The organism is Mycolicibacterium boenickei (genome assembly GCF_010731295.1).
Classification (GTDB): domain Bacteria; phylum Actinomycetota; class Actinomycetes; order Mycobacteriales; family Mycobacteriaceae; genus Mycobacterium; species Mycobacterium boenickei.
The window spans coordinates 2,855,144-2,879,487 of the sequence record NZ_AP022579.1 but is presented as its reverse complement, the minus strand read 5'-3'; the positions used below and the strand labels follow the sequence as shown (position 1 = coordinate 2,879,487).

Annotated in this window: 24 protein-coding genes; 9 read left to right on the top strand and 15 right to left on the bottom strand. The window is 67.8% G+C overall.

All coding sequences use genetic code 11. The annotated features are described in order from the left end of the window. Positions 1 to 75: 75 nt before the first annotated feature. Both G6N57_RS13735 and tet(V) read left to right on the top strand, forming a co-directional pair. Complete coding sequence (locus G6N57_RS13735; RefSeq protein WP_077742978.1) at positions 76 to 879, top strand: enoyl-CoA hydratase; 804 nt, start codon at positions 76 to 78, stop codon at positions 877 to 879. Between the two features lie 75 nt (positions 880 to 954). Continuing rightward, on the top strand, positions 955 to 2,232 hold the full coding sequence (gene tet(V), locus G6N57_RS13730; protein ID WP_097926292.1) for a tetracycline efflux MFS transporter Tet(V): 1,278 nt from the start codon (positions 955 to 957) through the stop codon (positions 2,230 to 2,232). On the opposite strand, the gene G6N57_RS13725 is transcribed toward tet(V), so the two are convergent. Continuing rightward, a complete protein-coding gene (locus G6N57_RS13725) occupies positions 2,229 to 2,816 on the bottom strand; it encodes a TetR/AcrR family transcriptional regulator (RefSeq protein ID WP_077742977.1) in 588 nt (195 codons plus the stop codon). The two genes, tet(V) and G6N57_RS13725, sit on opposite strands and share 4 nt — an antisense overlap. A 78-nt stretch (positions 2,817 to 2,894) precedes the next feature. Between G6N57_RS13725 and G6N57_RS13720 the strand changes: the two genes are divergently transcribed. After that, positions 2,895 to 3,932 carry an aldo/keto reductase gene (locus G6N57_RS13720; RefSeq protein ID WP_077742976.1) on the top strand — a complete coding sequence of 346 codons (1,038 nt, stop codon included), beginning with the start codon at positions 2,895 to 2,897 and terminating at the stop codon, positions 3,930 to 3,932. On the opposite strand, the gene G6N57_RS13715 is transcribed toward G6N57_RS13720, so the two are convergent. Together G6N57_RS13715 and G6N57_RS13710 are read right to left on the bottom strand one after the other, a co-directional pair. Next, positions 3,904 to 4,425: a gamma carbonic anhydrase family protein gene (locus G6N57_RS13715; protein ID WP_039324483.1), complete on the bottom strand. Its 522-nt coding sequence runs from the start codon at positions 4,423 to 4,425 to the stop codon at positions 3,904 to 3,906. The genes G6N57_RS13720 and G6N57_RS13715 overlap by 29 nt on opposite strands. A 31-nt stretch (positions 4,426 to 4,456) precedes the next feature. Then, the gene (locus tag G6N57_RS13710) at positions 4,457 to 5,413 is read right to left on the bottom strand and encodes a GlxA family transcriptional regulator (RefSeq protein WP_077742975.1); all 957 of its coding nucleotides are present in this window, start codon (positions 5,411 to 5,413) and stop codon (positions 4,457 to 4,459) included. Between the two features lie 39 nt (positions 5,414 to 5,452). Here G6N57_RS13710 and G6N57_RS13705 point away from each other — a divergent pair, with 39 nt between their 5' ends. Together G6N57_RS13705 and G6N57_RS13700 are read left to right on the top strand one after the other, a co-directional pair. Next, positions 5,453 to 6,793, top strand: a complete 1,341-nt coding sequence (locus G6N57_RS13705; protein ID WP_077742974.1) for an MFS transporter — start codon at positions 5,453 to 5,455, stop codon at positions 6,791 to 6,793. Between the two features lie 157 nt (positions 6,794 to 6,950). Next, entirely contained in the window at positions 6,951 to 7,640 is a 690-nt protein-coding gene (locus G6N57_RS13700) for a fasciclin domain-containing protein (protein ID WP_036448100.1), read from the top strand. 81 nt (positions 7,641 to 7,721) lie between these two features. Here G6N57_RS13700 and G6N57_RS13695 read toward each other — a convergent pair whose 3' ends face one another. From G6N57_RS13695 to G6N57_RS13685, 3 genes are read right to left on the bottom strand one after another with little or no spacing between them, the layout of a single operon-like run. Continuing rightward, positions 7,722 to 8,864, bottom strand: a complete 1,143-nt coding sequence (locus tag G6N57_RS13695) for an acyl-CoA dehydrogenase family protein (RefSeq protein ID WP_077742973.1) — start codon at positions 8,862 to 8,864, stop codon at positions 7,722 to 7,724. A gap of 3 nt (positions 8,865 to 8,867) precedes the next feature. After that, positions 8,868 to 9,668 carry a crotonase/enoyl-CoA hydratase family protein gene (locus tag G6N57_RS13690; RefSeq protein WP_077742972.1) on the bottom strand — a complete coding sequence of 267 codons (801 nt, stop codon included), beginning with the start codon at positions 9,666 to 9,668 and terminating at the stop codon, positions 8,868 to 8,870. Beyond that, positions 9,665 to 10,813: a thiolase family protein gene (locus G6N57_RS13685; protein WP_065509939.1), complete on the bottom strand. Its 1,149-nt coding sequence runs from the start codon at positions 10,811 to 10,813 to the stop codon at positions 9,665 to 9,667. The genes G6N57_RS13690 and G6N57_RS13685 overlap by 4 nt, the downstream gene beginning before the upstream one ends. A 202-nt stretch (positions 10,814 to 11,015) precedes the next feature. Between G6N57_RS13685 and G6N57_RS13680 the strand changes: the two genes are divergently transcribed. Beyond that, a complete protein-coding gene (locus G6N57_RS13680) occupies positions 11,016 to 11,807 on the top strand; it encodes a FadR/GntR family transcriptional regulator (RefSeq protein ID WP_077742971.1) in 792 nt (263 codons plus the stop codon). A gap of 102 nt (positions 11,808 to 11,909) precedes the next feature. On the opposite strand, the gene G6N57_RS13675 is transcribed toward G6N57_RS13680, so the two are convergent. The 4 genes from G6N57_RS13675 to G6N57_RS13660 all read right to left on the bottom strand — a co-directional run bounded on the left by G6N57_RS13675 (position 11,910) and on the right by G6N57_RS13660 (position 15,459). Continuing rightward, positions 11,910 to 12,305 carry a hypothetical protein gene (locus tag G6N57_RS13675; RefSeq protein ID WP_077743259.1) on the bottom strand — a complete coding sequence of 132 codons (396 nt, stop codon included), beginning with the start codon at positions 12,303 to 12,305 and terminating at the stop codon, positions 11,910 to 11,912. Continuing rightward, the gene (locus G6N57_RS13670; RefSeq protein WP_077742970.1) at positions 12,277 to 14,010 is read right to left on the bottom strand and encodes a DUF3556 domain-containing protein; all 1,734 of its coding nucleotides are present in this window, start codon (positions 14,008 to 14,010) and stop codon (positions 12,277 to 12,279) included. The genes G6N57_RS13675 and G6N57_RS13670 overlap by 29 nt, the downstream gene beginning before the upstream one ends. A gap of 137 nt (positions 14,011 to 14,147) precedes the next feature. Next, complete coding sequence (locus G6N57_RS13665; RefSeq protein WP_077742969.1) at positions 14,148 to 14,672, bottom strand: DoxX family protein; 525 nt, start codon at positions 14,670 to 14,672, stop codon at positions 14,148 to 14,150. 22 nt (positions 14,673 to 14,694) lie between these two features. Continuing rightward, a complete protein-coding gene (locus tag G6N57_RS13660; RefSeq protein ID WP_077742968.1) occupies positions 14,695 to 15,459 on the bottom strand; it encodes an SDR family NAD(P)-dependent oxidoreductase in 765 nt (254 codons plus the stop codon). A gap of 24 nt (positions 15,460 to 15,483) precedes the next feature. Here G6N57_RS13660 and G6N57_RS13655 point away from each other — a divergent pair, with 24 nt between their 5' ends. Continuing rightward, positions 15,484 to 16,119, top strand: a complete 636-nt coding sequence (locus tag G6N57_RS13655) for a TetR/AcrR family transcriptional regulator (RefSeq protein WP_077742967.1) — start codon at positions 15,484 to 15,486, stop codon at positions 16,117 to 16,119. Here the strand turns inward: G6N57_RS13655 and G6N57_RS13650 are convergent. The 5 genes from G6N57_RS13650 to G6N57_RS13630 form a co-directional block, all read right to left on the bottom strand. After that, a complete protein-coding gene (locus G6N57_RS13650) occupies positions 16,083 to 17,339 on the bottom strand; it encodes a WS/DGAT/MGAT family O-acyltransferase (protein WP_077742966.1) in 1,257 nt (418 codons plus the stop codon). The genes G6N57_RS13655 and G6N57_RS13650 overlap by 37 nt on opposite strands. Positions 17,340 to 17,342: 3 nt before the next feature. Next, entirely contained in the window at positions 17,343 to 18,254 is a 912-nt protein-coding gene (locus G6N57_RS13645) for an alpha/beta fold hydrolase (RefSeq protein WP_077742965.1), read from the bottom strand. Next, positions 18,251 to 19,048 (bottom strand): hypothetical protein, encoded by a 798-nt coding sequence (locus G6N57_RS13640; RefSeq protein ID WP_077742964.1) that lies wholly within the window; start codon positions 19,046 to 19,048, stop codon positions 18,251 to 18,253. Before G6N57_RS13640 ends, G6N57_RS13645 begins: the two co-directional genes overlap by 4 nt. Continuing rightward, complete coding sequence (locus tag G6N57_RS13635; protein ID WP_077742963.1) at positions 19,045 to 19,704, bottom strand: Rv1363c family protein; 660 nt, start codon at positions 19,702 to 19,704, stop codon at positions 19,045 to 19,047. Before G6N57_RS13635 ends, G6N57_RS13640 begins: the two co-directional genes overlap by 4 nt. A gap of 104 nt (positions 19,705 to 19,808) precedes the next feature. Then, on the bottom strand, positions 19,809 to 20,438 hold the full coding sequence (locus G6N57_RS13630; protein ID WP_234815794.1) for a TetR/AcrR family transcriptional regulator: 630 nt from the start codon (positions 20,436 to 20,438) through the stop codon (positions 19,809 to 19,811). A 98-nt stretch (positions 20,439 to 20,536) separates the two neighbouring features. Here G6N57_RS13630 and G6N57_RS13625 point away from each other — a divergent pair, with 98 nt between their 5' ends. Together G6N57_RS13625 and G6N57_RS13620 are read left to right on the top strand one after the other, a co-directional pair. Then, positions 20,537 to 21,409: an alpha/beta fold hydrolase gene (locus G6N57_RS13625; RefSeq protein ID WP_097926305.1), complete on the top strand. Its 873-nt coding sequence runs from the start codon at positions 20,537 to 20,539 to the stop codon at positions 21,407 to 21,409. Further along, complete coding sequence (locus G6N57_RS13620; protein ID WP_077742961.1) at positions 21,406 to 24,339, top strand: aminotransferase; 2,934 nt, start codon at positions 21,406 to 21,408, stop codon at positions 24,337 to 24,339. Before G6N57_RS13625 ends, G6N57_RS13620 begins: the two co-directional genes overlap by 4 nt. The last annotated feature ends 5 nt before the right edge of the window (positions 24,340 to 24,344 follow it).

The window sequence follows — 24,344 nt, the reverse complement described above, 5'->3', positions numbered from 1 at the left end:
ACCTTCTCGACCGGCATGGCCATAGCCGGCCCCGCCTCGAGCGGGCCTCCGGCCCGCCAGACTTAAGGTGCATAGATGACCGCGACCCACGCATACCCCGACGTCAAAGACGTATCCGTGTCCCTTGAGGACGGCGTTCTGGCGGTGACGCTGAACCGGCCCGACAGCCTCAATTCGCTGACCCAGGACATGCTCGTGGCGATCGCCGATGCCATGGAACTGGCCGCCACCGACACGGGAGTGCGCGTGGTCCGCCTCGGCGGGGCGGGCCGCGGATTCAGCTCCGGCGCCGGCATCAGTGAGGAAGACCAGAACGCCAAGAGCCACGACGCCGAAGGCGTGCTCGACGCCGCCAACCGCGCCGTCGCATCGATCGTGGCGCTGCCCAAGCCGGTCGTGGCCGTGGTGCAGGGGCCCGCCGCCGGTGTCGGCGTGTCACTGGCCCTGGCATGCGATGTCGTTCTGGCCTCCGACGCCGCCTTCTTCCTGTTGGCCTTCACCAAGATCGGGCTGATGCCCGACGGCGGCGCCTCGGCGCTCGTCGCCGCGAACATCGGCCGGATCCGGGCCATGCGCCTGGCCCTGCTGGCCGACCGCCTCACCGCCACCGACGCCTTCGACTGGGGTCTGATCAGCGCCGTGTACCCGGCCGACGAGTTCGACGCCGCGGTGGACAAGATCATCGCCAAGCTGCGCTCGGGCCCGGCAGTTGCCCTGCGCGAGACCAAGCAGGCAGTCAACGCGGCCACCCTCACCGAGCTCGAAGGCGCCTTCGCCCGCGAGCGCAAGGGCCAACTGCAACTGCTGGTGTCCGACGACTTCCGCGAGGGCACCAAGGCCTTCCAGCAGAACCGGCGTCCGGAGTTCACCCAGCAGTAAGCGCCCGCCGGGCTCGCACGGCGAAAATCGTTGGACTCAACCCACTCCGGGTGGGCACCATCGAATGTTGTGAGCATGCAACACGACATCCAGCCACCGGTCGATCAGACCGGTGGCTGGCGTGTGCTCGCCCCCTTCCGCATCCGCGAGTACCGGTTGCTGATCGCCGCGGTCACGCTGTCGATCTTCGCCGAGGGCATGTGGTCTGTGGTGATGGCGTTGCAGGTCATCGCCATCGACAACGACCCCGCCTCACTGTCAATCGTCGCCACCTGCATGGGTGTCGGCCTGGTGGCGTTCGTCCTGATCGGCGGCATCACCGCCGACCGGATCAACCAGCGCACGATCATCATCGCGGTGGAGACGGTCAACCTGGTGACGGTCGCGACGGTGGCCGCGCTGGGCGTGCTCGACCTGCTCAAGATCTGGCATCTGGCCGTCGCGGCAGCCATCCTCGGCATCGCCGCGGCGTTCTTCTTCCCGGCCTACAGCGCCCTGCTGCCGCGTATCCTGCCTGCCGAACAACTGTTGGCCGCCAACGGCGTTGAGGGCGTGGTGCGCCCGGTGTTCCAGCGTTCGGTCGGCCCGGCGGTGGCCGGCATGGTGATCGCCGCGACCTTCCCGTCGCTGGGTGCGGTCGTGGTGGCGGTGTTGTTCGGCACCGGCCTGGCCCTGCTGATCGCCACCCGCCCCACCACGGATTCGGTTGCGCAGGGCGATGACGAGCGGCCACACGTATTACGCGATCTGCGTGAAGGTTTCGCGTTCATGGTGCGGACCCCGTGGCTGCTCTGGACCCTGCTGTTCGCGAGCATGTTCGTGCTCGTGGTACTGGGGCCGATCGAGGTACTGCTGCCGTTCATCGCCCAGGACCGGTTCGCCGACGGCGCCCGCGCGTACGGATTCATCCTGGCGTTCTTCGGATTCGGCAGCGCACTGGGTGCGTTGACGGTGTCCTCGCGACGGATGCCGCGGCGCTACCTGACGACGATGATGGCGATGTGGGGGCTCGGTTCGGTCCCGCTCGTGGTCGTCGGCGTCACCTCCTCGTTCCCGTTGATGGCATTGGCCACCTTCTGCATCGGCGTCACCGACGGCGCGGGGATGGTGATCTGGGGAACGCTGCTGCAACGCCGGGTGCCGACGGCGATGCTGGGCCGGGTATCGAGCCTGGACTTCTTCGTGTCACTGGCGTTCATGCCGCTGTCGTTCGCGATCGTCGGCCCGCTGTCGAAAGTGGTCTCGATGGAGTCCATCTTCCTGGTGGCCGGGCTGCTGCCTGCGGCGCTGGCCGCGGTGGCCGTGACGGCGGCGCGGATGCCGCGCGACGAGCTGGCGCACCCGCTGCGCTAGGTGAACACCCCTGCCATGACAGCCGCGATCGCGGCGTCGACCGCACGCCGCGCGTCGGCGACCGTGAGAGCTCGTGTACTGGTGAGGAATTGGTAGTAGAGCGGGGCGGAGACCTGTCGGATGACCGCAGCGGCATCGGTCCCGGCAGGTGCCTCGCCGCGTTCCACCGCGTCGGTCACGCACCCGGCCCACTCGGCGATCCGCCGGTCGTAGAACACCTGCAGCGCCGCGGCGGTGCCTTGGTCACACGTCGCAGCCGCGATGGCGGCCTTGAACAACCGGCCCTGGCGGACATCGTTCAAAGTGCGACGCACCAGCTTGGCGTTGGCCCACAGATCGCCACGCAGGGAACCGGTGTCGGCCCGGGGCAGCGACTGATCTGCCATGTCAGCCAAGAGGTCGGCCACCAACGCCGGGGCCGAACCCCAACGCCGGTACACCGTCGACTTGCCGACGCCGGCCCGCTGCGCCAGCGCGGTCAGTTCCAGACCTTCCAGCCCGGCCTCGATGAGTAGGTCGGCCGTCGCGCGCAGCACCGCAGCGCGTACGGCCGCAGTGCGCCCGCCGGGGCGTTCGGCTGCCATAGGGCCGATTTTAATAGGAATATTGTCCCGTTAGTGCGACGTTCCTTATCGGGAAGACAATCTCGTTAAGGAGTGGAAATGGAATATCGCAGAGTGGGTGACTCTGACCTCGTGGTCTCCGAGTTGAGCCTGGGCGCAGCGACGTTCGGTGGGTCGGGAGAGTTCTTCGGCGCCTGGGGCGACACCGGGGTCAACCAGGCGCGGGCGATGGTCGACCTGAGCCTTGAAGCCGGCATCAACCTGTTCGACACGGCGGACGTGTACTCCGACGGCGCGTCGGAAGAGGTTCTCGGCGCGGCGCTGCGGGGGCGTCGCGACGACGTGCTGATCTCCACGAAGGCCGCGTTGCCCACCGCACCCGACGACTGGGGTACCTCGCCGGCACGGTTGGTGCGGGCCGTGGACAACGCATTGGCACGTCTGCAGACCGACCGCATCGACCTGTTCCAGTTGCACGCGTACGACGCGTTCACCCCGATCGACGAGGTGCTGCAGGCCCTCGACACGCTCGTCGAGGCCGGCAAGGTGCGATACACCGGGGTGTCGAACTTCTCCGGCTGGCAGCTGATGAAGTCCCTGAGCCTCGCCGAAAAGAACGATCGCCCAAGGTATATCGCTCACCAGGTGTACTACTCGTTGATCGGGCGCGATTACGAATGGGAGCTCATGCCCTTGGCGAGCGCCGAGGGCATCGGTGCGCTCGTATGGAGCCCACTGGGCTGGGGCCGGCTCACCGGGAAACTCCGTCGGGGCCGGCCGCTGCCGGACCGCAGCCGGCTGCACGCCACCGCTGACGCCGGGCCGCCCGTCGACGACGACCTTCTCTACGGTGTCGTCGACGAACTCGACGTGATCGCCGCAGAAACCGGCAGAACCGTCCCACAGGTCGCGCTCAACTGGCTGCTGCGCAGGCCGACGGTGTCCTCGGTCATCATCGGCGCCCGTGACGAGCGGCAGCTACGAGACAACCTCGGCGCCGTCGGGTGGGCGCTGGATGCCGATCAGATCGCACGACTCGACGCCGCAAGTACCAGGGACGCGCCCTACCCCTATTTCCCGTACTACCGGCAGGACGGGTTCGCGAAACTCAATCCGCCTCTCGGTGCAGCCCGGTGAGGTGCGTATAGGCCGCCGCGTTCAGCTGGTTGTGGCCGACCTCGTCATCGCTGAGCTCTCGGCGCACCTTGGCGGGCACACCGGCCACCAGCGAGCGCGGCGGCACCACCATGCCCTGCGGCACCACCGCACCGGCGGCCACCAGCGAGCCGGCGCCGATCACCGCACCGTTGAGCACCACGGCACCCATCCCGACCAGACTGTCCTGCTCGACGGTGCAGCCGTGCAGCACCACGTTGTGCCCCACCGTCACGCCGGTGGCGATGCGGCACGGGAAACCCGGGTCGACGTGGACGGTCACCCCGTCCTGGATGTTGCTGCCCTCGCCGACCTCGATTGGCTCGACCTCGGCGCGCAACGTGGCGCCGTACCAGACGCTGGCACCGGCGGCCAGCGAAACCTGGCCGATCACACTGGCATTGGGGGCAACCCAGGCATCCGGGTCGATCTGCGGGGTATGACCGGCGACGGACACGATCAGCGGCTCTGGCATGCCGGTCATCGTAGACAGCCGACCGGCCGCGTCACGCGCCCTGGTACACCTTGCGGTAGCTGGACGGCGACATCCCGACGCCGCGGCGCAGATGGTGACGCAGATTGCCCGCTGTGCCCAGACCCGAACGCCTGGCCACCTCGTCGACGGACAGGTCTCCGGATTCCAGCAGTTCGCGGGCCAGGTCCAGCCGACGGCTGCGGATCCAGGCACCCGGGGCCTGTCCGGTCTCCTCACGGAAACGCCGGTTGAAGGTACGAGCGCTCATGTGGGCCTGGGCAGCCAGCCGGGTCACGGTGAGTTCCTCATCGAGGTGCTGCAGCGCCCAGTCGCGGGTGCCTGCGGTCGAGGCATGGTCGGTGACGGTGAACCCGTGGTCGATGAATTGCGCCTGCCCGCCCTCGCGCCACGGTGGCACCACGCAGTAGCGGGCCACCGTGTTGGCCACCTGGGCACCGTGGTCGGAGCGAATGATGTGCAGGCACAAGTCGATTCCGGCAGCCAGGCCCGCCGAGGTCAGCACGTCGCCGTCGTCGACGAACAGGATGTCCTCGTCGAGCTGAACCTCGGGGTGCAGCCGGCGCATATCGGCGGCGAAGCGCCAATGCGTGGTGGCCGGCCGTCCGTCCAGCAGGCCCGCCGCGGCCAGCACGAAGGCCCCGGTGCAGATCGACACCAGCCGGGTGCCGGGACGGATGCGCGACAGCGCCGCCGTCACATCGGCGCCCAGCACACCGTCGGCCCGGGCCGGCGCATACCGGGTGCCCGGGATCACCACGGTGTCGGCCGAGTCCAGCGCCTCGGCCCCCGCGGTGGGCACCATCGCGAAGCCCGTGGTCGACGGCACCGGGTCCGTGGTGAGCCCGCACGTCACCACCTCGTAGAGCGGACGGCCCTCGCTGTCGGTGGCGTTGGAGAAGAACAGCGGCGCGATGGTCGCGTCGAAGCCGACCACCGGGGCCAGCAGCAGGACGGCAACACGGTGCACGCCGCCAGTGTGGCACGTTTTTGATGATTGCTGTCGTTTATGCCACTGGTAGCGCCGGGCGTCCTCGGCAACAGTGGTCGGGTGACTTCGTTGCCGGGGCAGACGCGTACCCGTATCCACTGGGCTTGGGTGGTCGCCGCCGTCAGCTTCGTGGCGATCCTCGGCGCGGCCGGATTCCGGTCCATTCCGGGCGTGATGATGAATCCGCTACACCACGAGTTCGGCTGGTCGCACGGCACGGTCGGGCTGGCGATGTCGGTCAACATGATGTTGTACGGGCTCACCGCGCCGTTCGCCGCGGCACTCATGGACCGCTTCGGCGTCCGGCCGGTGCTGACCGTGTCGCTGCTGCTGATCGCCACCGGTTCGGCCTGCAGCGTCGCGATGACGGCCAGCTGGCAGCTGGTCCTGCTGTGGGGCGTGCTGGTCGGGATCGGCACCGGCTCGATCTCGATGGGCTTCGTGGCAACCGTCGCCACCCGCTGGTTCGAGCAGCGTCGCGGACTGGTCACCGGTGTGCTCACCGCCGCCAGCGCCACCGGCCAACTGCTGTTCCTACCTGTCGTGGCGGCCGTCACGACACAACACGGTTGGCGCTGGGCATCTTTGATCGTCGCCGCCGCCTCGCTGGCCGTCGTCCCGCTCGTCGCGGTGTTCATGCGCAACCGCCCCGCCGACCTCGGTCTGGCTCCGTACGGGGCGACAGAACTCGCCCCGCCCGCCCCGGTTCCCGCCGGCGGCTTCAAGACCGCGTTCGACGGTCTTCGCATCGGCGCCAGGACCCGCGTGTTCTGGCTGCTCGCCGGGAGCTTCGCGATCTGCGGGATGACCACCAACGGGCTGATCGGCACGCACTTCATCCCGGCCGCCAACGACCACGGCATGCCGACGACGGTCGCCGCCGGTCTGCTCGCCACCATCGGCATCCTCGACGTCGCGGGCACGGTGTTCTCCGGCTGGCTCACCGACCGGGTGGACCCGCGGCTGCTGCTGCTCGTCTACTACGCGGGCCGCGGTCTGTCCCTGATGCTGTTGCCGTCACTGCTGTCTCCGCACGCCGAACCGAGCACCTGGGTCTTCGTCATCTTCTACGGCCTGGACTGGGTGGCCACCGTGCCGCCGACCATCGTGCTGTGCCGGGACTACTTCGGAGATCGTTCGCCAGTGGTGTTCGGCTGGGTGTTCGCCTCCCACCAGGTCGGCGCGGCCATCGCCGCTGCCGGCGCGGGGTGGCTACGCGATCTGAACGGCAATTACGACCTGGCTTTCCAAGTTGCCGCAGGGCTGTGCTTCGTCGCCGCCGCGCTCTGCCTCAGTATCCGAAAAGCCCAGGTCACAACCGCCGAGCCGGTGCGAGTAGACACTTCGGCTTTGCCGTAACCGCTTCGTTACCCTTACCATCCGATGCGGCGCCGCGGGGAACGCTGAGGCTGTCATGCTCGCGGTCGCTCGCCATAGTCGCGCGGATAACCGCGTAACGCGTCACCGACAGCCGACGAATACCAGGCTAGGCATGAGCGGGAGGAAAACCCACCAAATGAAGACTCGCACCAAGACACTGGGCGTTGCTGCGGCCGTTGCCGCGATCACGGCGTCGCTGCCGTTGGCTGTCACCGCCTACGCCGACCCGGCACCGACGACGACCGCCGCCCCGGTGGTGGAGATCCCCGACCCGCAGGGCTCGGGCTGCGACAACTTCAAGAAGGCCCTGCCGGATTGGAAGGCCTTCGCGGATCTGCCGGCAGGCAAGGTTCTCGCCAGCATCCCCGACATCAGCACCTTCAACTCCGCGCTGTCGGGCGGGCTGAACCCGGGCGTCAACATCGTGCCGGTGCTCGACAACGGCCCGTACGTGATCTTCGCGCCGACCAATGACGCGTTCGCCGCGATGGAGCCGGGCAAGCTCGATGCGCTCAAGGCCGATCCGGCCGCGCTGACCAGCTTCGACTACTACCATGCGTTCCTCGGCCTGCTCGGCCCCGATGACGTCAAGGGCCAGCGGCCCACCCAGCAGGGCGCCGAGGTCAAGGTGACCGGCAAGGGCGGCGACATCAAGGTCAACGACACCGCCAAGCTGGTCTGCGGCCCCATCCAGGCGCAGAACGCCCGGATCTACCTGATCGACACCGTGCTGGATCCCAACTCCCCGCCGGAGGCCCTGGTGCCGACGATCACGGGCACCAGCACCACCAAGGCGACCCCGGCCGCCGACGCCCCGATCGGCTGATTTCTTTCTCAGCGCGAGCAGACGCCAAACCCCCCAAATCTCCGCTGATTTGGGGGGTTTAGTGTCTGTTCGCCGAGAGAACTAGACGCCGAGCTCGCGACCGATGATCTCCTTCATGATCTCGGTGGTGCCACCGAAGATCGTCTGGATGCGCCCGTCCACGTAGGCGCGGGCGACGCGGTACTCCATCATGTAGCCGTAGCCACCGTGCAGCTGCACGCAGTTGTCGACGACCTTCTTGGCGACTTCGGTGGCCCACCACTTGGCCTTGGCCGCCTCGACCGCCGTCAGTTCACCGTCGACGACGCCCTGCAGGCAACGGTCGATGTAGTTCTCGGTGACCTCCAGCTCGGTCTCCATCTCGGCGAGCAGGAACCGGTTGTGCTGGAAGCTGCCGATCGGCTGGCCAAAGGCCTTGCGGTCCTTGGCGTATTGCAGCGTCTCCTGGAAGACCCCACGGGCACCGTAGATCGCCGAGATGGCGATCCCGAGCCGCTCCGAGGGCAGGTTGGTCATCAGGTGGTAGAAACCGCGACCTTCCTTGCCGAGCAGGTTGGCGTTGGGCACGCGCACGTTCTCGAAGTGCAGCTCCGAGGTGTCCTGGCTGTGCAGACCCATCTTGTCGAGCTTGCGGCCGCGGGTGAAGCCCTCCATGCCCCGCTCCACCACGAACAGCGTGAAGCCCTTGTGCCCGGCCTCGGGGTCGGTGCGGGCCACCACGACACACAGGTCGCAGTTGATGCCGGACGAGATGAAGGTCTTGGAGCCGTTGATGATCCAGTCGTCACCGTCGCGCACCGCCGAGGTGCGGATGCCTGCCAGGTCGCTGCCCGCGCCCGGCTCGGTCATCGCGATGGCGATGATCAGCTCGCCGCTGGCGATGCCGGGCATCCAGCGCTGCTTCTGCTCGTCGTTGGCCAGCTCCTTGAAGTACGGGCCGACGACGTCGTTGTGCAGGCTCAGCGCCGGGCCGTGTACGCCGGCCTTGGCGAGTTCCTCGTCGATGATGGCGTTGAACCGGAAGTCATCCGAGCCGCCGCCACCGTATTCCTCGGGCATGTTGAAACCGATGAGGCCGTACTTGCCCGCGGCCGTGTACGCCGACCGGTCGACGATCCGCTCGGTCTCCCACTTCTCGGCGTTGGGCACGAGCTCGCGCTCGATGTACTCCTTGACCGTCTCGCGGAACGCCTCGTGCTCCGGGCCGTAGATCTGTCGTTTCATGGCTTACCTTGCCTTCCAGACCGGTTCGCGCTTCTGGGCGAAGGCGAGCGGACCTTCCTTGGCGTCCTCGGTCCGCAGCAGGGTGCTGAACTCGCGGTTGGTGCGCTTCCAGCCGTCCTTGTCACCGGTGATGACGCCCTCGTCGGCGCCGTAGGCGACCCGCTTACTGGCCTGCACGGCCAACGGCGCGTTGCCGGTGATCCGCTCGGCCAGTTTGAGCGCGGCGTCGACGACGGTGCCGTCGGGCACCACCTGGTTGATCAGGCCCCAGCGCAGCGCGTCGGCCGACGACATCGGCTCGCCGGTGAACAGCAGCTCGTTGGCCACCTTGCGGGGCAGCTGCTCGGCGATGCGGAACACGCCACCGGCGCCGGCGATCAGGCCCCGCTTCACCTCGGGCAGACCGAATTTGGCGCTCTCCTCGGCGACGATGAGGTCACTGGCCAGGGCCAGCTCGGTGCCGCCGCCCAGCGCGGTGCCGTTGACCGCGGCGATCGTCGGCTTGTCGATGAAATGGCTGACGTAGCCGGCGAATCCGTATTCGGGATGCTCGGGGTGAAAGAGGTTCTCGCCCCGGGAGATCGCCTTCAGGTCGGCGCCGGCGCAGAACGACTTGTCGCCCGATCCGGTGATCACGACGACCCGGATCTCCGGATCGTTCTGGGCCTGCTCCAGCGCATCGCCGACGGCGGTGCTCACCGAGCCGTTGATCGCGTTGCGCGCCTCGGGCCGGTTGATCGTGATGAGCAGTACGTTGCCGCGCTTTTCAACAAGCGCGCCGGGCTGGGTATCGGTGTCGGTCACAGGAGCTCCAGGATGGTCGCGTTGGCCTGGCCGCCACCTTCACACATGGTCTGCAGGCCGTACTGAATGTTGTTGTCCCGCATGTGGTACAGCAGGGTGGTCAGAATACGGGCGCCCGAGCCGCCGAGCGGGTGACCCAGGGCGATGGCACCGCCGTTGGGGTTCAGCCGCTCCTCGTCGGCGCCGATGTCCTTGAGCCAGGCCATCGGAACCGGGGCGAACGCCTCGTTGACCTCGAACGCGCCGATCTGGTCGACACTCAGGCCGGACTTGGCCAGCGCCTTCTGGGTGGCCGGGATCGGTGCGGTCAGCATGATGACCGGGTCGGCGCCGGCGAGCACGGCGGTGTGCACCTTGGCAAGTGGCTTGAGCCCCAGGTCTTTTGCCTTCTCCGCGGACATCACCAGCAGCGCGGCCGAGCCGTCGGAGATCTGGCTGGAGTTGCCGGCGTGGATCACGCCGTCCTCCTTGAAGGCCGGCTTGATGGCGGCCATGGACTCGACGGTGCCGCCGCGGCGGATGCCGCCGTCTTCCAGGACGACGTTTCCGTCCTGGTCCTTGATCCCGACGATCTGATCCTTGAAGGCACCGGCATCCTGTGCGGCAGCGGCCTTCTCGTGCGAACGCAGGGAGAACTCGTCGAGCTGGGTGCGCGACAGGCCCCACTGCTCGGCGATCATCTCGGCGCCGACGCCCTGGTTGGGGGTCTTGTTGTCGTAGCGCTCCCGGAAGGCCTCCGGGTACGGGTGCCCGCCGCTGGCCAGCGAGGATCCCATCGGGGTACGCGACATCGACTCGACACCACCGGCGACGACGACGTCGTAGTGCCCGGCGATCACGCCGGCGACGGCGAAGTGCAGGGACTGCTGGCTGGAGCCGCACTGGCGGTCGACGGTGACACCGGGAACGGTCTCGGGCCACCCCGCGGTCAGCAGCGCGGTGCGGGCGATGTCGAGCGCCTGCTCACCGGCCTGCATGACGCAGCCCCAGATGACGTCGTCGACGAGGGCGGGGTCGATCCCGGCGCGCTGCACGAGGCCGTTGAGCACCTGGGCCGACAGCTCCGACGGATGCACACCTGAGAGGGCGCCGTTGCGCTTCCCGACAGGTGACCGGACAGCCTCGACGATGACGGCTTCAGCCATGACTTCTCCTTTGAAGGGTGGGTGTTGCGACCCCAGTGGAGCTCAACGGGGCGCTCGAGGTGAAAATAGACCAGTAGGTTTACTAGGTCAACCTACTGGTTGGTAGAGGTCGATGTTCCGTTTCTGCGCTGCACAGATGGTTTACTGAGTTGTACAGCTGACCATCCGGCCAGCACAAAGTTGTCCTACCTGGGAGTGTCTGGTGGCTCGAACCACACCACTGGCGCCGATGATCGGCCCTGACGCGATAGCACCGCAGGCACCGGTCCGTTCCCCGAAGACGGCCGAGCTCGTCGCAGGCACGTTACGGCGCATGGTCGTCGACGGCCAACTCAAAGAGGGCGACTTCCTGCCCAACGAAGCCGAGCTCATGGAGCATTTCGGGGTCAGCAGGCCGACCTTGCGCGAGGCCGTGCGGGTGCTGGAATCCGAGCGGCTGGTCGAGGTGCGGCGCGGCTCGCGCACCGGAGCCCGGGTGCGGGTGCCCGGCCCGGAGATCGTCGCCCGCCCGGCCGGGCTGCTGCTCGAGCTGTCCGGCGCCGATATCGCCGACCTCCTGGTGGGCCGCGCCGCGATCGAGCCGATGGCCGCACGCCTGCTCGCCGAGAAGGGCGATGAGGCGGCGTTCGCCGAGCTGGAGCGGATGCTCGACGAGCACATCCCGAAGGACCATCAGTCCGATCAGCTGGCCGAGACCACCGGCGACTTCCACCGCAGGGTCGTCGAGCTGTCCGGCAATGCCACCCTGGGCATCATCGCCGGGATGCTGCACGAGATCACCGTGCGCCACCACGCCTTCCTGTTCAAGGAGCGCCGGCCGGTCTCCAAGAACGACTACGACAAGCTGATGCGGTCCTACCGCAAGCTGATCCAGCTCATCCGCTCCGGCGACGGCGACGCCGCCGAGGCGCACTGGCGCAGGCACCTCGACACCGCACGCATCCTGATGCTGCAGGACATCGAGAGCGTCAAGGTCCGCGACGTGATGCGCTGAGCCTGCGCGCTGCTCACCGAGCCTGCGCACAGATCGCGTTTCGCCGCGAATTTGCGATCTGTACGCAGTTTCGGGGATCGGTGCGCAGTGTCGAGCACACACCTAGTCCGGCCACACGGCCAGCCGCGCATCCGTATCCCGCCACCCGTCCGAGGTCTTCCATCGCATCGGCAGCAGTCGGTAGCGCCAGCTGCCGGCCGGGCCGTCCGGGCCGACGTGGTCGACCGTGATCGAGATCAGGTCCGCATCAAGCTTTTTGGCGTGCGTCTCCAGGTAGATGCCGGCCTCGTCGTCGAGCTCGGACATCAACTCCCCGAACAACAACCGTGGCCCCGGCGCGCGGTGCAACAGCACGCACTGCGCCCGCTCGGGGCAGTGACCGGCCCGGACGGTGGCGTGACACTGCGTGTCGACACTGCCCAGGTCGCTCGTCAACCGCCCGGACTCGTCAACCCATACCGCGACCGGCTCAGGTGGTGACGTCATCTCGCTGGACATGGACCGGCAACTCGTCGTCCCAGGGCTGGCGCGTCACCATGTCGGCCACGTTGACGTAACCCCGCTCGAACTCCCCGGTAGCCGCGTCGACGAGCCGGTACTGCTGGGTCTGGCGCTGGATCGGCTGAGCGTCGAGCATGACGATCCGCACCTCCCCCGGCTCGAAATGGCACCGCTTCTGCAGGGCGGCGACAAGTTGCTCGTTGCTCATGTGCCCGTCTCCGAAGTTCCAGCCGATGGCCGTGGAGACGATGCGCTCGCCATCGGTCAGCACGTAGTCGTCCTCGTTCTGTCCGACCATCGCCCGGTGCGCCAGGGTGAACAGGGCCCGGCCGTGAGAGTTGAAGCCACGGAACGCATATCCCATGTAGAGGTACATCTGGGCGACTTCGGGGCTGCCGTAGTACCGCTCCATCTGGGCGGCAGGCATGCTGGCGATCGCGACGATGTGCTTCTCGATCTTCTCCGCGGCCGAGGGTTTGACGCACCACAGCGAGGTGTCCCAGTTGCCCGCGTAGTAGCGCATTCCCGGCAAAAACGAGATCTTGCGCGGGAACAGGTTTCCCAGCACCACGGTGCCGGCGACAACCGCGAACAGCACGATGGGCCACGGGCTGGTGAGGTCCCCCAGTCCGATGTCGGCGTGCCCGACGAACAGCGCCAGCACGGAGAACATCATGAAGACGTTCCACTCCAGCGGCACGCCCATCGGAATGGAGCTCAGGATGCCGAAGTGGAACACCAGCATGACGAAGGCAGCGATGGCCGTCGCCCAGCCGCCGTGGGAGAAGAACAGCACCAGCGGCACCAAACCCTCGATGGCAGTGGAGAAGTGCGCCACGAACCGCGACGGCCAACCGGGCCGGAGGTCATCCGGAAAGTGCTCGAAGAACTTGCGTTTGATGAACCGCGGCCGGAACACCGGGTTGTTGCTCATCATCGTCGAGATGACGAACGGGAAGTGTTTGGTGAGTTTCGAGGCGGCCGCGCCGATCCAGATCGTCAGGCAGATCAGCTTTGCCGCGATGATGATGTCGGCGCCGCTGAACAGGAAGCAGACCGCCAGCGAGCCGTACACCTCCCCGCGGGCGGCCAGGAAGATCACCTTGTCGCGCAGGCCGGCCACGGCGAGCAGGCCGACGATCGCCGCGGTCTGCCACACCGGCAGCACGCCGATCTCGCTGCCGAGCGCCGGGATGGGCCCGGTGCCCTGCGAGAACAGCGCGATGACAAGCACCACCAGCAGCGCCCCGTAGAGCGCGACGTCGACGATGGTGCGGTCGTCGCCCTTGGTCAACGGCACCCGGTTGGGCCAGGGTGGGAGCCGAATCGTCTTGGGCCGCAACCAGTACAGGATCGAGCCCATGGGTGGGAAGAACCGGTTGTTGAGCGGGCCGAAGCCGCAGCCGAGGCCGACGACCTCGAACAACATCGTGTAGAACACGACCTTCTGGTAGACGATCGGCTCGGCGTACCAGGAGGCGACGTTGGTGAACCCGTCGACACCTTCGGTGGTGAGCGCGATCAGCCACGCGCCCAGGATGTACAGCAGGATCTTGACGACATAGAACAGGTGCAGCGCAACCGGGGTGCCGAACCCCACTTCGGCCCAGTGCCGCGCCATCGGCTGGATCTTCTGCGCGCGCGTGCCCTTGCTCCACTGCTCGAAGTCGATCTGGGGCGATTCCTGTTTGAGAAAACCCATGCCGCACAGATTAGAACGTGTTCTAGTCCCGGGGTAGTCGTTCTGCTCAGTCTGCGGAACCCGCCGAAACTACGGTTTGTGACGAGTAGCGCCGGAAATTCATCAGAAACCGTAGTGCCGGCACCTTTGAAGGCGAACTAAGACGTCTTCGCCGGCGGGCGATAGAAGATCGCCAGCTGACCGATGCCACCGGCCAGGCCGAGCACCACCGCGATGCCCAGGCCGCACCAGCCGTGCAGGTAGTGATAGAAGCTCGAACTGGAGAACAGCAGATGATCCAGGCTGTAGCGACCGGCCCCGGTTCCGGCGATCGCCACCGCCGCCACCGCCAGGATCAGGTTGTACTCCCAGCCTTCTTTGACGATGAAGAAGCCGTTGTGCCGGTGCACGGTCCATGCCGCCACCAGCATCAGCGCCACGAAGCCTGCCGCGGGCACCGGGGTCAGCAGGCCCAAAGCCAGGCCCAGACCGGCCGCCATTTCGGTGGTGGCCGCGACCCGGGCGTGGAACATGCCCGGCTTCATGCCGATGCTGTCGAACCATCCCGCGGTGCCGGGGATCCGCCCGCCACCGAAGAACTTGTTGTAGCCGTGGGCGGCCATGGTGAGGCCGAGCACCACGCGCAGGAGCAGGATCGCAGTGTCGTAAGCGGAGGAAGCCATGCAACAGAATGTAGGACATCTGTTAAGCCGCCGCCCAGCCCCCATCCACACTGAGGATCACGCCGTGAATGTTGCCGGCGTCTTCACCGGCCAGGAATGCGACCGCCGCGGCGACCTCCTCCGGTGTGCTCATCCGCCGAGACGGGATGCGGGCCAGCACCGGGGCGATGTGCTCGGCCGCTTCGAGGGCGCGCTCCGTGGCGATCGGGCCGGGTGCCACGGCGTTCACCCGCACCCCGCGCGGGCCGTACTCGACCGCCCACGACTTGGTGAGCGAGTGCACGGCCGCCTTGGTCGACGAGTACAGCGCCGAGCCGTCTCCGCCGATCAGCCCGGTGATCGACCCGACGTTGACCACCGCGCCGCGGCCGCGTTCGGCCATCGCGGGCGCCAGGGCCCCGGTCAGCAGGAACGGCGCGATGACGTTCGTCTGATACGACTCCAGCAGCGCCCGCTCGGACACCTCGCCGGTGGGTTCGGGCATCCCCCATACGCCGGCGTTGTTGACCAGGATGTCGATCTGGCCTCCCGCGGCCGCAACGGCCTGCTCCGCTAGGCGCTGCACCTCATCGCCACCGGCGCCGAGGTCGGCGGCGACGAACCCGGCCTGCCCTCCGGCGGCACGGATCTCGGCGACGACGGCGTCACCGCGTTCCTTGTTGCGGCCGCTGACGACGACGAAGGCGCCCTGGGCCGCCAGCGTCTTGGCGATGGCGACGCCGAGGCCTCCGGTAGAACCCGTGACAAGTGCGGTGCGGCCCTGCAGCCGCGTAGTGTTTGGACTCATGAGTCCAGGTATAGGCAGTTGAAAATGGACCTGCAAGTCCAGAAACTGACGCCCAAAGGCGAGGCCACCCGGCACCGGATCATCGAGGGAGCCGCCGCGGTGATTCGCCGCAACGGCGTCGCCGCCACCACGCTCGACGACATCCGCGCGCAGACCCAGACCTCCAAGAGCCAGCTGTTCCACTACTTCCCCGACGGAAAGGATCAACTGCTGCTCGCGGTGGCCGAGCGCGAAGCCCAGATGGTGCTGGAGGATCAGCAGCCCTACCTCGGCGAGTTGACCTCTTGGGCCGCCTGGCAGCGCTGGCGCGACGCCGTGGTCGAGCGCTACCGCCGCCAGGGTCAGAGCTGCCCGCTGAGCCTGTTGATGTCGGAGATCGGGCGGACCACTCCTGGCGCTCAGGCGGTAACCAAAGCCCTGCTCCGGCAATGGCATGACGAGATCGCCGCGGGCATCCGGCACATGCAGCGGGAGGGAAAGATCGCCGACGATCTCGATGCCGACCGGGTGGCCGCCGCATTGCTGGCCGGGATCCAGGGTGGCGTCAGCGTGATGCTGGCCTCCGGCGACCTGAGCTACCTCGAGTCGGCACTGGACGTCGGCATCGCGATGCTGCGCCGCGGTCAACCGCCCAGCGCGGCATCCAGCCGGGCCAGGTAAGCGTCGATGTCGCCGACCGCGGACTCGGCGGCATGCACGCTGACCGCTACCGTGTCCCCGATGCCGTGCACCCCATGGGTCAGCCCCATCATCAAGGACAACGACGGGTATCCGGCCGTCACCACGACCCCGGCGGTGCCGAACCTGAGGTCGGCCGCGCCCCGATTGACGCTGGAAACCACCGTGTTGCCCGTCACCATCGGCGCGCGCACCGTCGGATCGAACTGCGCTACACCCCAACGCAACAGCGGTGCGGGCGTCGCGGCGAACGCGCGACTGGACGCGATCAGCGCCGGATGTGCCGCACGGCGGCGGCGGTCGGCGAAGTCCGCTGCGATCCGGGTGATGCGCTCAGGTACGGCGAGTTCGGGATACAGGCCGATTCCGACGTTGCCGAAGTGGTTGTGCGCCAACCGCACCCCGGGCTTGGCCATCGGCACCTCGGCACCGAGCGAGGCCGTATCGTCACCGCACTCCCGGAGGTGATCGGCCAACGCCGAGGAGATGGCGGCAAGAACTCCGATGGTCACGGTGGGTCCCGGAATCTCGGCGCGACGGCGAACGATGGTGCGCACCCAGCGATCCCCCGCCGGCTCGGCATTGCTGCGCAGCACCGGCCGCGATGGCGCCTGCGGTGGCACCGCGCCCGATTCGGTGTCACGCACCAACTCCCGATACGTGCGTGACGCTCGCACGGCACGCCACGGCAGGCGCGCGGCCGGGAAGCGTTGCGGCGACACCGGAAGGATCTCGCCGGAGCGCCCGAACAGCCACGCGGCCAGCGCCGAGGCGCGGGTGCCGTCGGCGAGCGCGTGGGAGACCTGCAGCACCGCCACTGTCCCCGTGGCGGCAGTGGCGCCGGGAATTCCACGGACGCAGGCGAATACGTGCAGACGCCAAGGGGCGACAGCGGCGTCGAGCTGGTGGTCGGCCAACCCGGCGACGACATCCAGACATTCGTTCCACTGCAGGGCGCCGTCGTAGCGGACGAACTGATCGTCACCCACCGCCCGCGGCACCCAGGCCGGGTATGTCAGGCGACAATCGTCGCGGATACCCACAGCCAGGTCTGGACAGCGCTGCGCACGTCCTCTGACCTCGGCCTCAGCCGCTGCCAGATCGTCGGGCACACCGTCGAATCCGTACAGCAGGAACTGATCGTTGGGAAGTTTGGCCGACATCCACCAGTTCTGGGCATCGATTGCGGCCATCCGGCGCACCGGTCAACTCCTCCCAGGGCTGCCGATGAAATCGACGACGTGCTTCCCCACCACATCCGGCTGCTCGAGCTGCAGGAAGTGACCGGCGTGATCGACGATGTGCGCTGCGCTGCCCGGTGGCAGAACCCTCTGCACCCACCGGGTGTAATCCGGTGTCGCGCAGCCGTCCTCGGCGCCGTGCAGGTACAGCGTCGGCACCGACGGCGGCTCCAGCCAATGTTGGTGCAACTCTGCGTACTGCGGCGGCGGCTTGCTGAGTCGAATCGTGGCCCGGTAGTAACCCAGCGCGGCACGCCACCGATCGCGGGCGCCGATCGCGGCGTCGACGTGGCGTACGTCCTCGGCCGCGTCGTATCCCGGCGACCACAGCTTCCACAGCCGGGGCACCACCCAAGACGCGGACCGATCAGGGAGCCAGGGCAATTGGAAGTACATCATGTACCAGCTGCGCAGCATCTGGCGCGGCAACCGGGCCATCAGCTTGCCCGCCTCTGGCACCCGGCCCAGCGGCTGGAACGACGCGGGAGGTGGCACCGACATGATCACCGTCTTGGCGAACGCGTTGTCCGGCATCGCGGCCAGACCCGCTCCCGCGATCGCACCCCAGTCATGCCCGATGAGCACGTCGCGCCCGGTCGGTCCCGCGGCCTGCAGCACGCGCAGCGCATCGTCCATCAGAGCGCCGACGTGGTAGCTCCCGTCGGTGGGGATCGACGAGGGCACATAGCCTCGCATGAACGGCGCCACCACTTTCCAGCCGGCCTCGGCCAGCACCGGCGCCACCTTGCGCCAGCCGTAGGCCGTGTCGGGAAAACCGTGGAGGCACAACGCAACCGGGCCGTCCTCAGGCCCCCAGACCAGAGCCCGCAGTTGCCCTGCGGGGGTGGCGATGTCGATCCAGCGCGGTTCGGTCACAGCGGCACCGGCTCGTACTCGGACAGCATCCAGCGGTCCCCCTCTTTCACCAGCGTGGCGCGCGCCACCGACGCGGTCTTCTGCGGCATGTTGTTTCCGACCTGCACGCTCTGGTTGACGAACAGCACCAGTTCAGCGCTATCGGGCTTCGCGCTCACCACGCCCGCCCGCAACACCTCGGCGACGGCTGCGATCTGTTGCGCATGCGCTGCCGGGACGACCTCGTTGATCATCGCGGAATACTTCCCGAGGAACTCCCCGGTCATCCGGTCGCGGGCGGCGGTGAGCTGCTGATCGACCGTCTCCGTCTCGTACGAGAGCATCTCTGCGGTGATCTCTTTGGCCGCCTGAACCGCTTCGTCCCGGGCTGTGTCGCTTTGATCCTGCGCGACGATCAGCCACCGCAACACCGCGCAGGTCATCGCCAGCACCAGCGCCACCGCCGCCAATACGACCGGCAGGCTGACCCGCGACCGGGCCCGTGACGCGTCGGCTTCGGCAGGCGGGTCCGCGGGCTCATCCGCATCGCCGCCGGCGGCGGACTCAGTGGGTTCAGCGGGCTCGTCGGGAGATTCGGCCGCCTCCTCCTCAGGGCCTGGCTCAACGGCGACGGCGGTGTCCTCGGTGTTCTCGGCGGCCGCCTCGACCTCGGTTGCCTCCGTCGCTTCGGCCGGTTCCGCGGCGCTCGCGTCTTCGACGACCTGCGGCTCCGGGCTCGCCTGCTCGGTGGCCTCCGCCGATTGTGCTGCGGCCTTACGACGCCCGGCCGGCGGCATCTTGTGCCTGCCGCTCACTGGATGAACTCCACGTTCGACACCTTCGACTTGCCTTCAATGTCCTGCACCGTCACCACCATTCGCCACACCTGGGGCTTCTGTTCCGGCACACCCGCATTCGTCGACCGCACGGTGACCGACACCAGGACGTCGGCCTTGTCGTTCGAATAGGACTCCAGCCCCGACGAGGTCACCGTGCCCACCGATTTCGACTTGATCTGCTTGACCACCTCGAGGAACGACTTCGATCGCCGCTCGAAGTCGTCGTAGAACTTCCCGGTCGAGACGTCGAGCACCCGCTGGACGTCGTCTTCGGCGTGCTCCCAATCGATGGTGGTGAGGTTCGTCGCGCCCACCCGCGCGGTGTCGACGAACATCGCACGTCGCTGCTGTTCGTGATGGACCTGGTAGTACCCATAGCCCAGCCAAGCGGTCAATGCCAGGAGCGCGACGACGAGCAATCCACCGACGATCCCCGCGGACGTCGAGCGCAGGAATCCACTGCGCTTCGGTGCCGAGCCGTCGGCCGCCGGCGCGGGTTCGGTGTCCTCGGACTCGGGTTCGGGGGCCTTGGTCGACTCGGTTTCCGGAGCCTCGGCTTCAGGGGCGGACTGGCTCGACTCCTCGATCTCGGTCGGCTCGACCGTCTCGGCGTCGACGCTGTCGTCTGCCATACATCTGCTCCTCGGTGGCACTACGGGGTGCGTGCAACGGCACGCGTGCGGTCCAAAGTACGTGGCACCGGTCACACCGTCATCAGCGGTACCGGCAGTCCCGGCTAGGTGGCGCCAGGCTCCCGGCGCCGGGTGTCAACCCCGACCGCACGCAGCGCGAAGTCCACCGCCGCGGCGCACGCACACTCCCAATCCCCGTCGGCCCCCAGCCGCGACAACTCATGGCTGACCACCGCGCGGATGGCCGCCGCATCCCTATCCGGCCTGGTCAGCGGGAACGACCCGTCGGCCCGGCCACGACGCAGGAGGGCCGCAAGCGACCGTTCGCGGTCCAGGCGCCACTGTTCCTGCGCGGACTGGTAGCCCTTGGCCGAGCGAACCTCCTCCAAGTCCAGGACCGTCGCGCGTCCACGCAGCCGCGCGTCGTGTATCACGTCGAACGACACCCTGATCCACAGCGCCAGCTGCGCTGCGGGCGCACCGTCGGTGTCTTCGGCGATCAGGTCGAGCCGGCGACCCAACGACTTGCCCGAACTCTCCTGCATGGCCAGGAACAGCGCGTCCTTGGATTCGAAGTGCCGGTAGAACGCGCGGGTGGACAACCCGGCTCTGGCCAGCACGGCAGCCAGCGGGACTGCACCGGTATGGGGCTCGGACAAGCAAGTGAAGGCGGCCTTGATGATCGCGCGGCGCTCGGCGTCGTCACCCGCCTCGAAACCCGGCTCGCTCTGCACGATTGCCGATTCTAGAAACGGCACGCCGTGCGGGTCGCAGATGCGGCGAAAACCCTCCTGGGTAACGTGACCTCCGGGGGCTGCCGAGAGGAATGTCCGTGAGCACCGGGAAAACCGAGCACAGCGAATCGCGCATCGTCACGTTCCGGGGAGTCGATGACCTGAACCTGGTCGGCGACGAATGGAACCGGGATGCCGCGTCCGCGGCCGATCGCCCCACGATGCTGCTGCTGCACGGCGGCGGGCAGAACCGGTATTCCTGGAAGAACACCGGGCAGATCCTGGCCGATCGCGGCTTGCACGTGATCGCGCTCGACGCGCGCGGTCACGGCGACAGCGACCGCTCACCCAGCGCGAACTATTCGGTGGAAGCGCTGTCGGCGGACGTGCAGCACGTGCTGTACCAAATCGGACGGCCCGTCGTGCTCATCGGCGCCAGCATGGGTGGGCTGACCAGCATCCTGGCCGCGCACGAGGCCGGTCCCGAGCTGGTCACCAAGCTGATCCTGGTCGACGTGGTGCCGCGATTCGAGAAGAGCGGCAGCGCCCGCATCCGCGAATTCATGTTCACCAACGTGGATGGCTTCGACTCCTTGGACGAGGCCGCCGAGGCGGTCGCGGCCTACCTGCCCCACCGCACCAAGCCCCGCAGCCCGGAAGGGCTGAAGAAGAATCTGCGGGAGCGCGACGGACGCTGGTACTGGCACTGGGATCCGGCCTTCCTCACCAAACCCGAGGACGATCCGTTCATGCGGGTGGAGAAGCTCGAACAGGCCGCGATGAACCTCACCATCCCGATCCTGTTGATCCGCGGCAAGCTGTCCGATGTGGTCAGCCCCGAAGGCGTGCAGGACTTCCTTGACAAGGTGCCCGCCGCCGAGTTCGTCGAGCTGTCCGATGCGGGGCACACCGCCGCCGGTGACGACAACGACGCATTCTCGCAGGTCGTCGTGGAGTTCGTCGGACGGTGAGCGCCGAGCGCGACACTGTCGGCTTCAACTTTCTGCGCGAACCTGAGCTGCCCGCCCCTCAGGTATCCGAACAGCAGGCCCGCGACATCCTGGCCACCCATTTCGGTGTGCGTGCGGAGGTGAAATCGCTGGGCAGCCAACAGGATAAGAATTTCCTGGTCGGCACCGACCCGACGGTCGCCGGGGTGCTCAAGATCGCCAACCCGGCCTTCAACGAAATCGAACTGACCGCACAGGAGCTGGCCGCGGACCTGATCGCGGCGGCCGAGCCGGAGCTACGTGTGGCCCAGTCGCTGCCGAACCTGCGCCACGAGAAGCTCACTGCGGTAACCGGTTTGGGTTCCGGCGCGGCCCACGTCCGGCTGCTGCGCCACCTGCCCGGTGGAACGCTCATCGAATCCGGATACCTGTCGCCGGCCACGGTCGCCGAGCTCGGCACCCTGGCCGCCCGGGTCAGCCGAGCGCTGGCCGGCTTCAACCACCCCGGACTGGACCGCGTCCTGCAGTGGGACCTGCGTTACGGAGCCGAGGTGGTGCGCAACCTGGTCTCCCATGTCGACGACGACACCGCGCGCTCCCGGCTGCGGACCGCGGCCGACGAGGCGTGGGCGCACATCGAACCGGTTGCCGACGCCCTGCCCCGGCAAGCCGTGCACATGGACCTCACCGACGCCAATGTGGTGGTGTCCCACGGCATCGGCGGAGTTGTGCGCCCCGACGGGATCATCGACTTCGGCGATCTCGCCGACAGCTGGGCCGTGAGTGAACTGGCCATCACGCTGTCCTGCGTGCTGCAACACCCAGGTGGAGATCCGACCGCGGTACTGCCGGGGATCCGCGCCTTTCACGCCCTCCGGCCGCTCAGCGCCGCCGAGGCAGAAGCGTTGTGGCCGTTGCTGGTTCTGCGTACCGCCGTGCTGATCGTGAGCGGTGCCCACCAGGCGGGTTTCGATCCGGACAACGACTACCTCACCGAGCAGGCCGACGGCGAATGGCAGATGTTCGAGCGCGCGACCTCGGTGCCGATCGACGTGATGACCGCACTGATCAAGGCCGACCTCGGCTTGGCCTCGCCGCCTCCGCCCGTGCGGGCCACCCGCCCGATGATCGCTGCGCCGCCATCGGTGGTGACCCTGGATCTGGGGGCAACGTCCGATGACCTGGACGACGCGTTCCTTGCCGGCGGCTGGGTGAAGCCCGGTGTCGAGGACGAATTGGCCAAGGCCGCAATCAATGACGGCGCGCTGTTGGTGGTGACCAGGTTCGGGCAGCCGCGGATGGCGCAGGCTCCGGCCCTGAGCCAGGAGGAGCCCGCGGTCGTCCCGACCGGCATCAGCATCTGGCCGGCAGATCGGCTGGAGCTGGCCGCGCCGTTCGACGGTGAGGTCGTCGCCCGCTCGGCGGATGCGGTGACGCTGCGGGGCGCCGAGTACGAGCTGACCCTGACCGGGATCGGTTCTGCGGCCGGCGATCAGGCCGATATCTTGGGCACTGCCGAGCCGGGCCGGTGGACGCACGTGGCGCTGCGGCCGGCAGGCGCACCCCGCGCCCCTGAGCTGACCACGCCCGCCTTGGCACCTGGTTGGTTGGCGTGCGCACGTGATCCGCGGCCGCTGCTGGGACTGGCGCCGTTCGATAGCGAGCCCTCCGATGCCGCCCTGATGGCCAGGCGGGACCGGGCATTCGCGCCCGTGCAGGAGCACTACTACCGTCGGCCACCGCGCATCGAGCGGGGTTGGCGGCATTTCCTGATGTCCACCAGCGGCCGCTGCTATCTGGACATGGTCAACAACGTCACGGTGTTGGGGCACGCACACCCTCGCGTCGCGGCGGCGGCGGCTCGCCAGCTCCGCAAGCTGAACACCAACTCGCGCTTCAACTACGCCGCCGTCGTCGAATTCAGCGAACGCCTGGCCGGACTGCTACCCGAGCCACTGGACACGGTGTTCCTGGTCAACTCCGGGTCCGAGGCCAGTGATCTCGCGCTTCGATTGGCGATCGCGGCGGCGGGCCGTCCCGATGTGGTGGCAATGCGCGAGGCGTACCACGGCTGGACGTACGGGACCGACGCCGTATCGACCTCCACCGCGGACAACCCGAATGCGCTTACCACCCGGCCGGATTGGGTGCACACGGTCGAATCACCCAACAGCTTCCGCGGGAAGTACCGAGGTACCGAGGTGGGCCGCTACGCCACAGACGCGGTGGCCCAGATCGAGGAACTGATCGCAGGCGGGCGAGCCCCGGCGGCCTTCATCTGCGAGACCGTCTACGGCAATGCCGGCGGCATGGCGCTACCTGACGGATATCTGCCGCAGGTCTACGCCACGATCCGCGGCGCAGGCGGCTACGCCGTGGCCGACGAGGTGCAGGTGGGATACGGCCGTCTGGGCGAATGGTTTTGGGGCTTCCAGCAGCAGGGTGTCGTCCCTGACATCGTGTCCATGGCGAAGTCGGTCGGCAACGGCTACCCGCTCGGTGCGGTGGTCACCAGCCGTGAGATCGCCGAGGCGTTCCGCAGCCAGGGCTACTTCTTCTCCTCGACCGGCGGCAGCCCGCTGTCATGTGCGATCGGCATGACGGTGCTCGATGTGCTGGCCGACGAAGGGCTGCAAGCCAACGCGGCCCGCGTGGGTGCGCATCTGAAATCGCGACTGGAGGAGCTCGCCACGCGGCATCCGATCATCGGCACCGTGCACGGCGTCGGCCTGTACCTGGGTGTCGAGATGGTCCGTGACCCCCAGACCCTGGAGCCGGCCACCGAAGAGACGGCACTGATCTGCGATCGGATGCTCGAACTCGGCGTGATCATCCAACCGACCGGCGACCACCAGAACATCCTGAAAACCAAGCCGCCGTTGTGCATTGACATCGAGGCGGCCGATTTCTACGCCGATACCCTGGACCGGGTGCTGACCGAGGGCTGGTAGGCGAC

Bases quoted from the DNA above. Each gene is read 5' to 3' on its own strand.
- G6N57_RS13695 (WP_077742973.1), bottom strand. From the start codon at position 8,864: ATGAAACGACAGATCTACGGCCCGGAGCACGAGGCGTTCCGCGAGACG.
- G6N57_RS13720 (WP_077742976.1), top strand. From the start codon at position 2,895: ATGGAATATCGCAGAGTGGGTGACTCTGACCTCGTGGTCTCCGAGTTG.
- G6N57_RS13660 (WP_077742968.1), bottom strand. From the start codon at position 15,459: ATGAGTCCAAACACTACGCGGCTGCAGGGCCGCACCGCACTTGTCACG.
- G6N57_RS13705 (WP_077742974.1), top strand. From the start codon at position 5,453: ATGCCACTGGTAGCGCCGGGCGTCCTCGGCAACAGTGGTCGGGTGACT.
- G6N57_RS13685 (WP_065509939.1), bottom strand. From the start codon at position 10,813: ATGGCTGAAGCCGTCATCGTCGAGGCTGTCCGGTCACCTGTCGGGAAG.
- G6N57_RS13725 (WP_077742977.1), bottom strand. From the start codon at position 2,816: ATGGCAGCCGAACGCCCCGGCGGGCGCACTGCGGCCGTACGCGCTGCG.
- G6N57_RS13665 (WP_077742969.1), bottom strand. From the start codon at position 14,672: ATGGCTTCCTCCGCTTACGACACTGCGATCCTGCTCCTGCGCGTGGTG.
- G6N57_RS13635 (WP_077742963.1), bottom strand. From the start codon at position 19,704: ATGGCAGACGACAGCGTCGACGCCGAGACGGTCGAGCCGACCGAGATC.
- G6N57_RS13675 (WP_077743259.1), bottom strand. From the start codon at position 12,305: ATGTCCAGCGAGATGACGTCACCACCTGAGCCGGTCGCGGTATGGGTT.
- G6N57_RS13655 (WP_077742967.1), top strand. From the start codon at position 15,484: ATGGACCTGCAAGTCCAGAAACTGACGCCCAAAGGCGAGGCCACCCGG.
- G6N57_RS13670 (WP_077742970.1), bottom strand. From the start codon at position 14,010: ATGGGTTTTCTCAAACAGGAATCGCCCCAGATCGACTTCGAGCAGTGG.
- G6N57_RS13715 (WP_039324483.1), bottom strand. From the start codon at position 4,425: ATGCCAGAGCCGCTGATCGTGTCCGTCGCCGGTCATACCCCGCAGATC.
- G6N57_RS13735 (WP_077742978.1), top strand. From the start codon at position 76: ATGACCGCGACCCACGCATACCCCGACGTCAAAGACGTATCCGTGTCC.
- G6N57_RS13700 (WP_036448100.1), top strand. From the start codon at position 6,951: ATGAAGACTCGCACCAAGACACTGGGCGTTGCTGCGGCCGTTGCCGCG.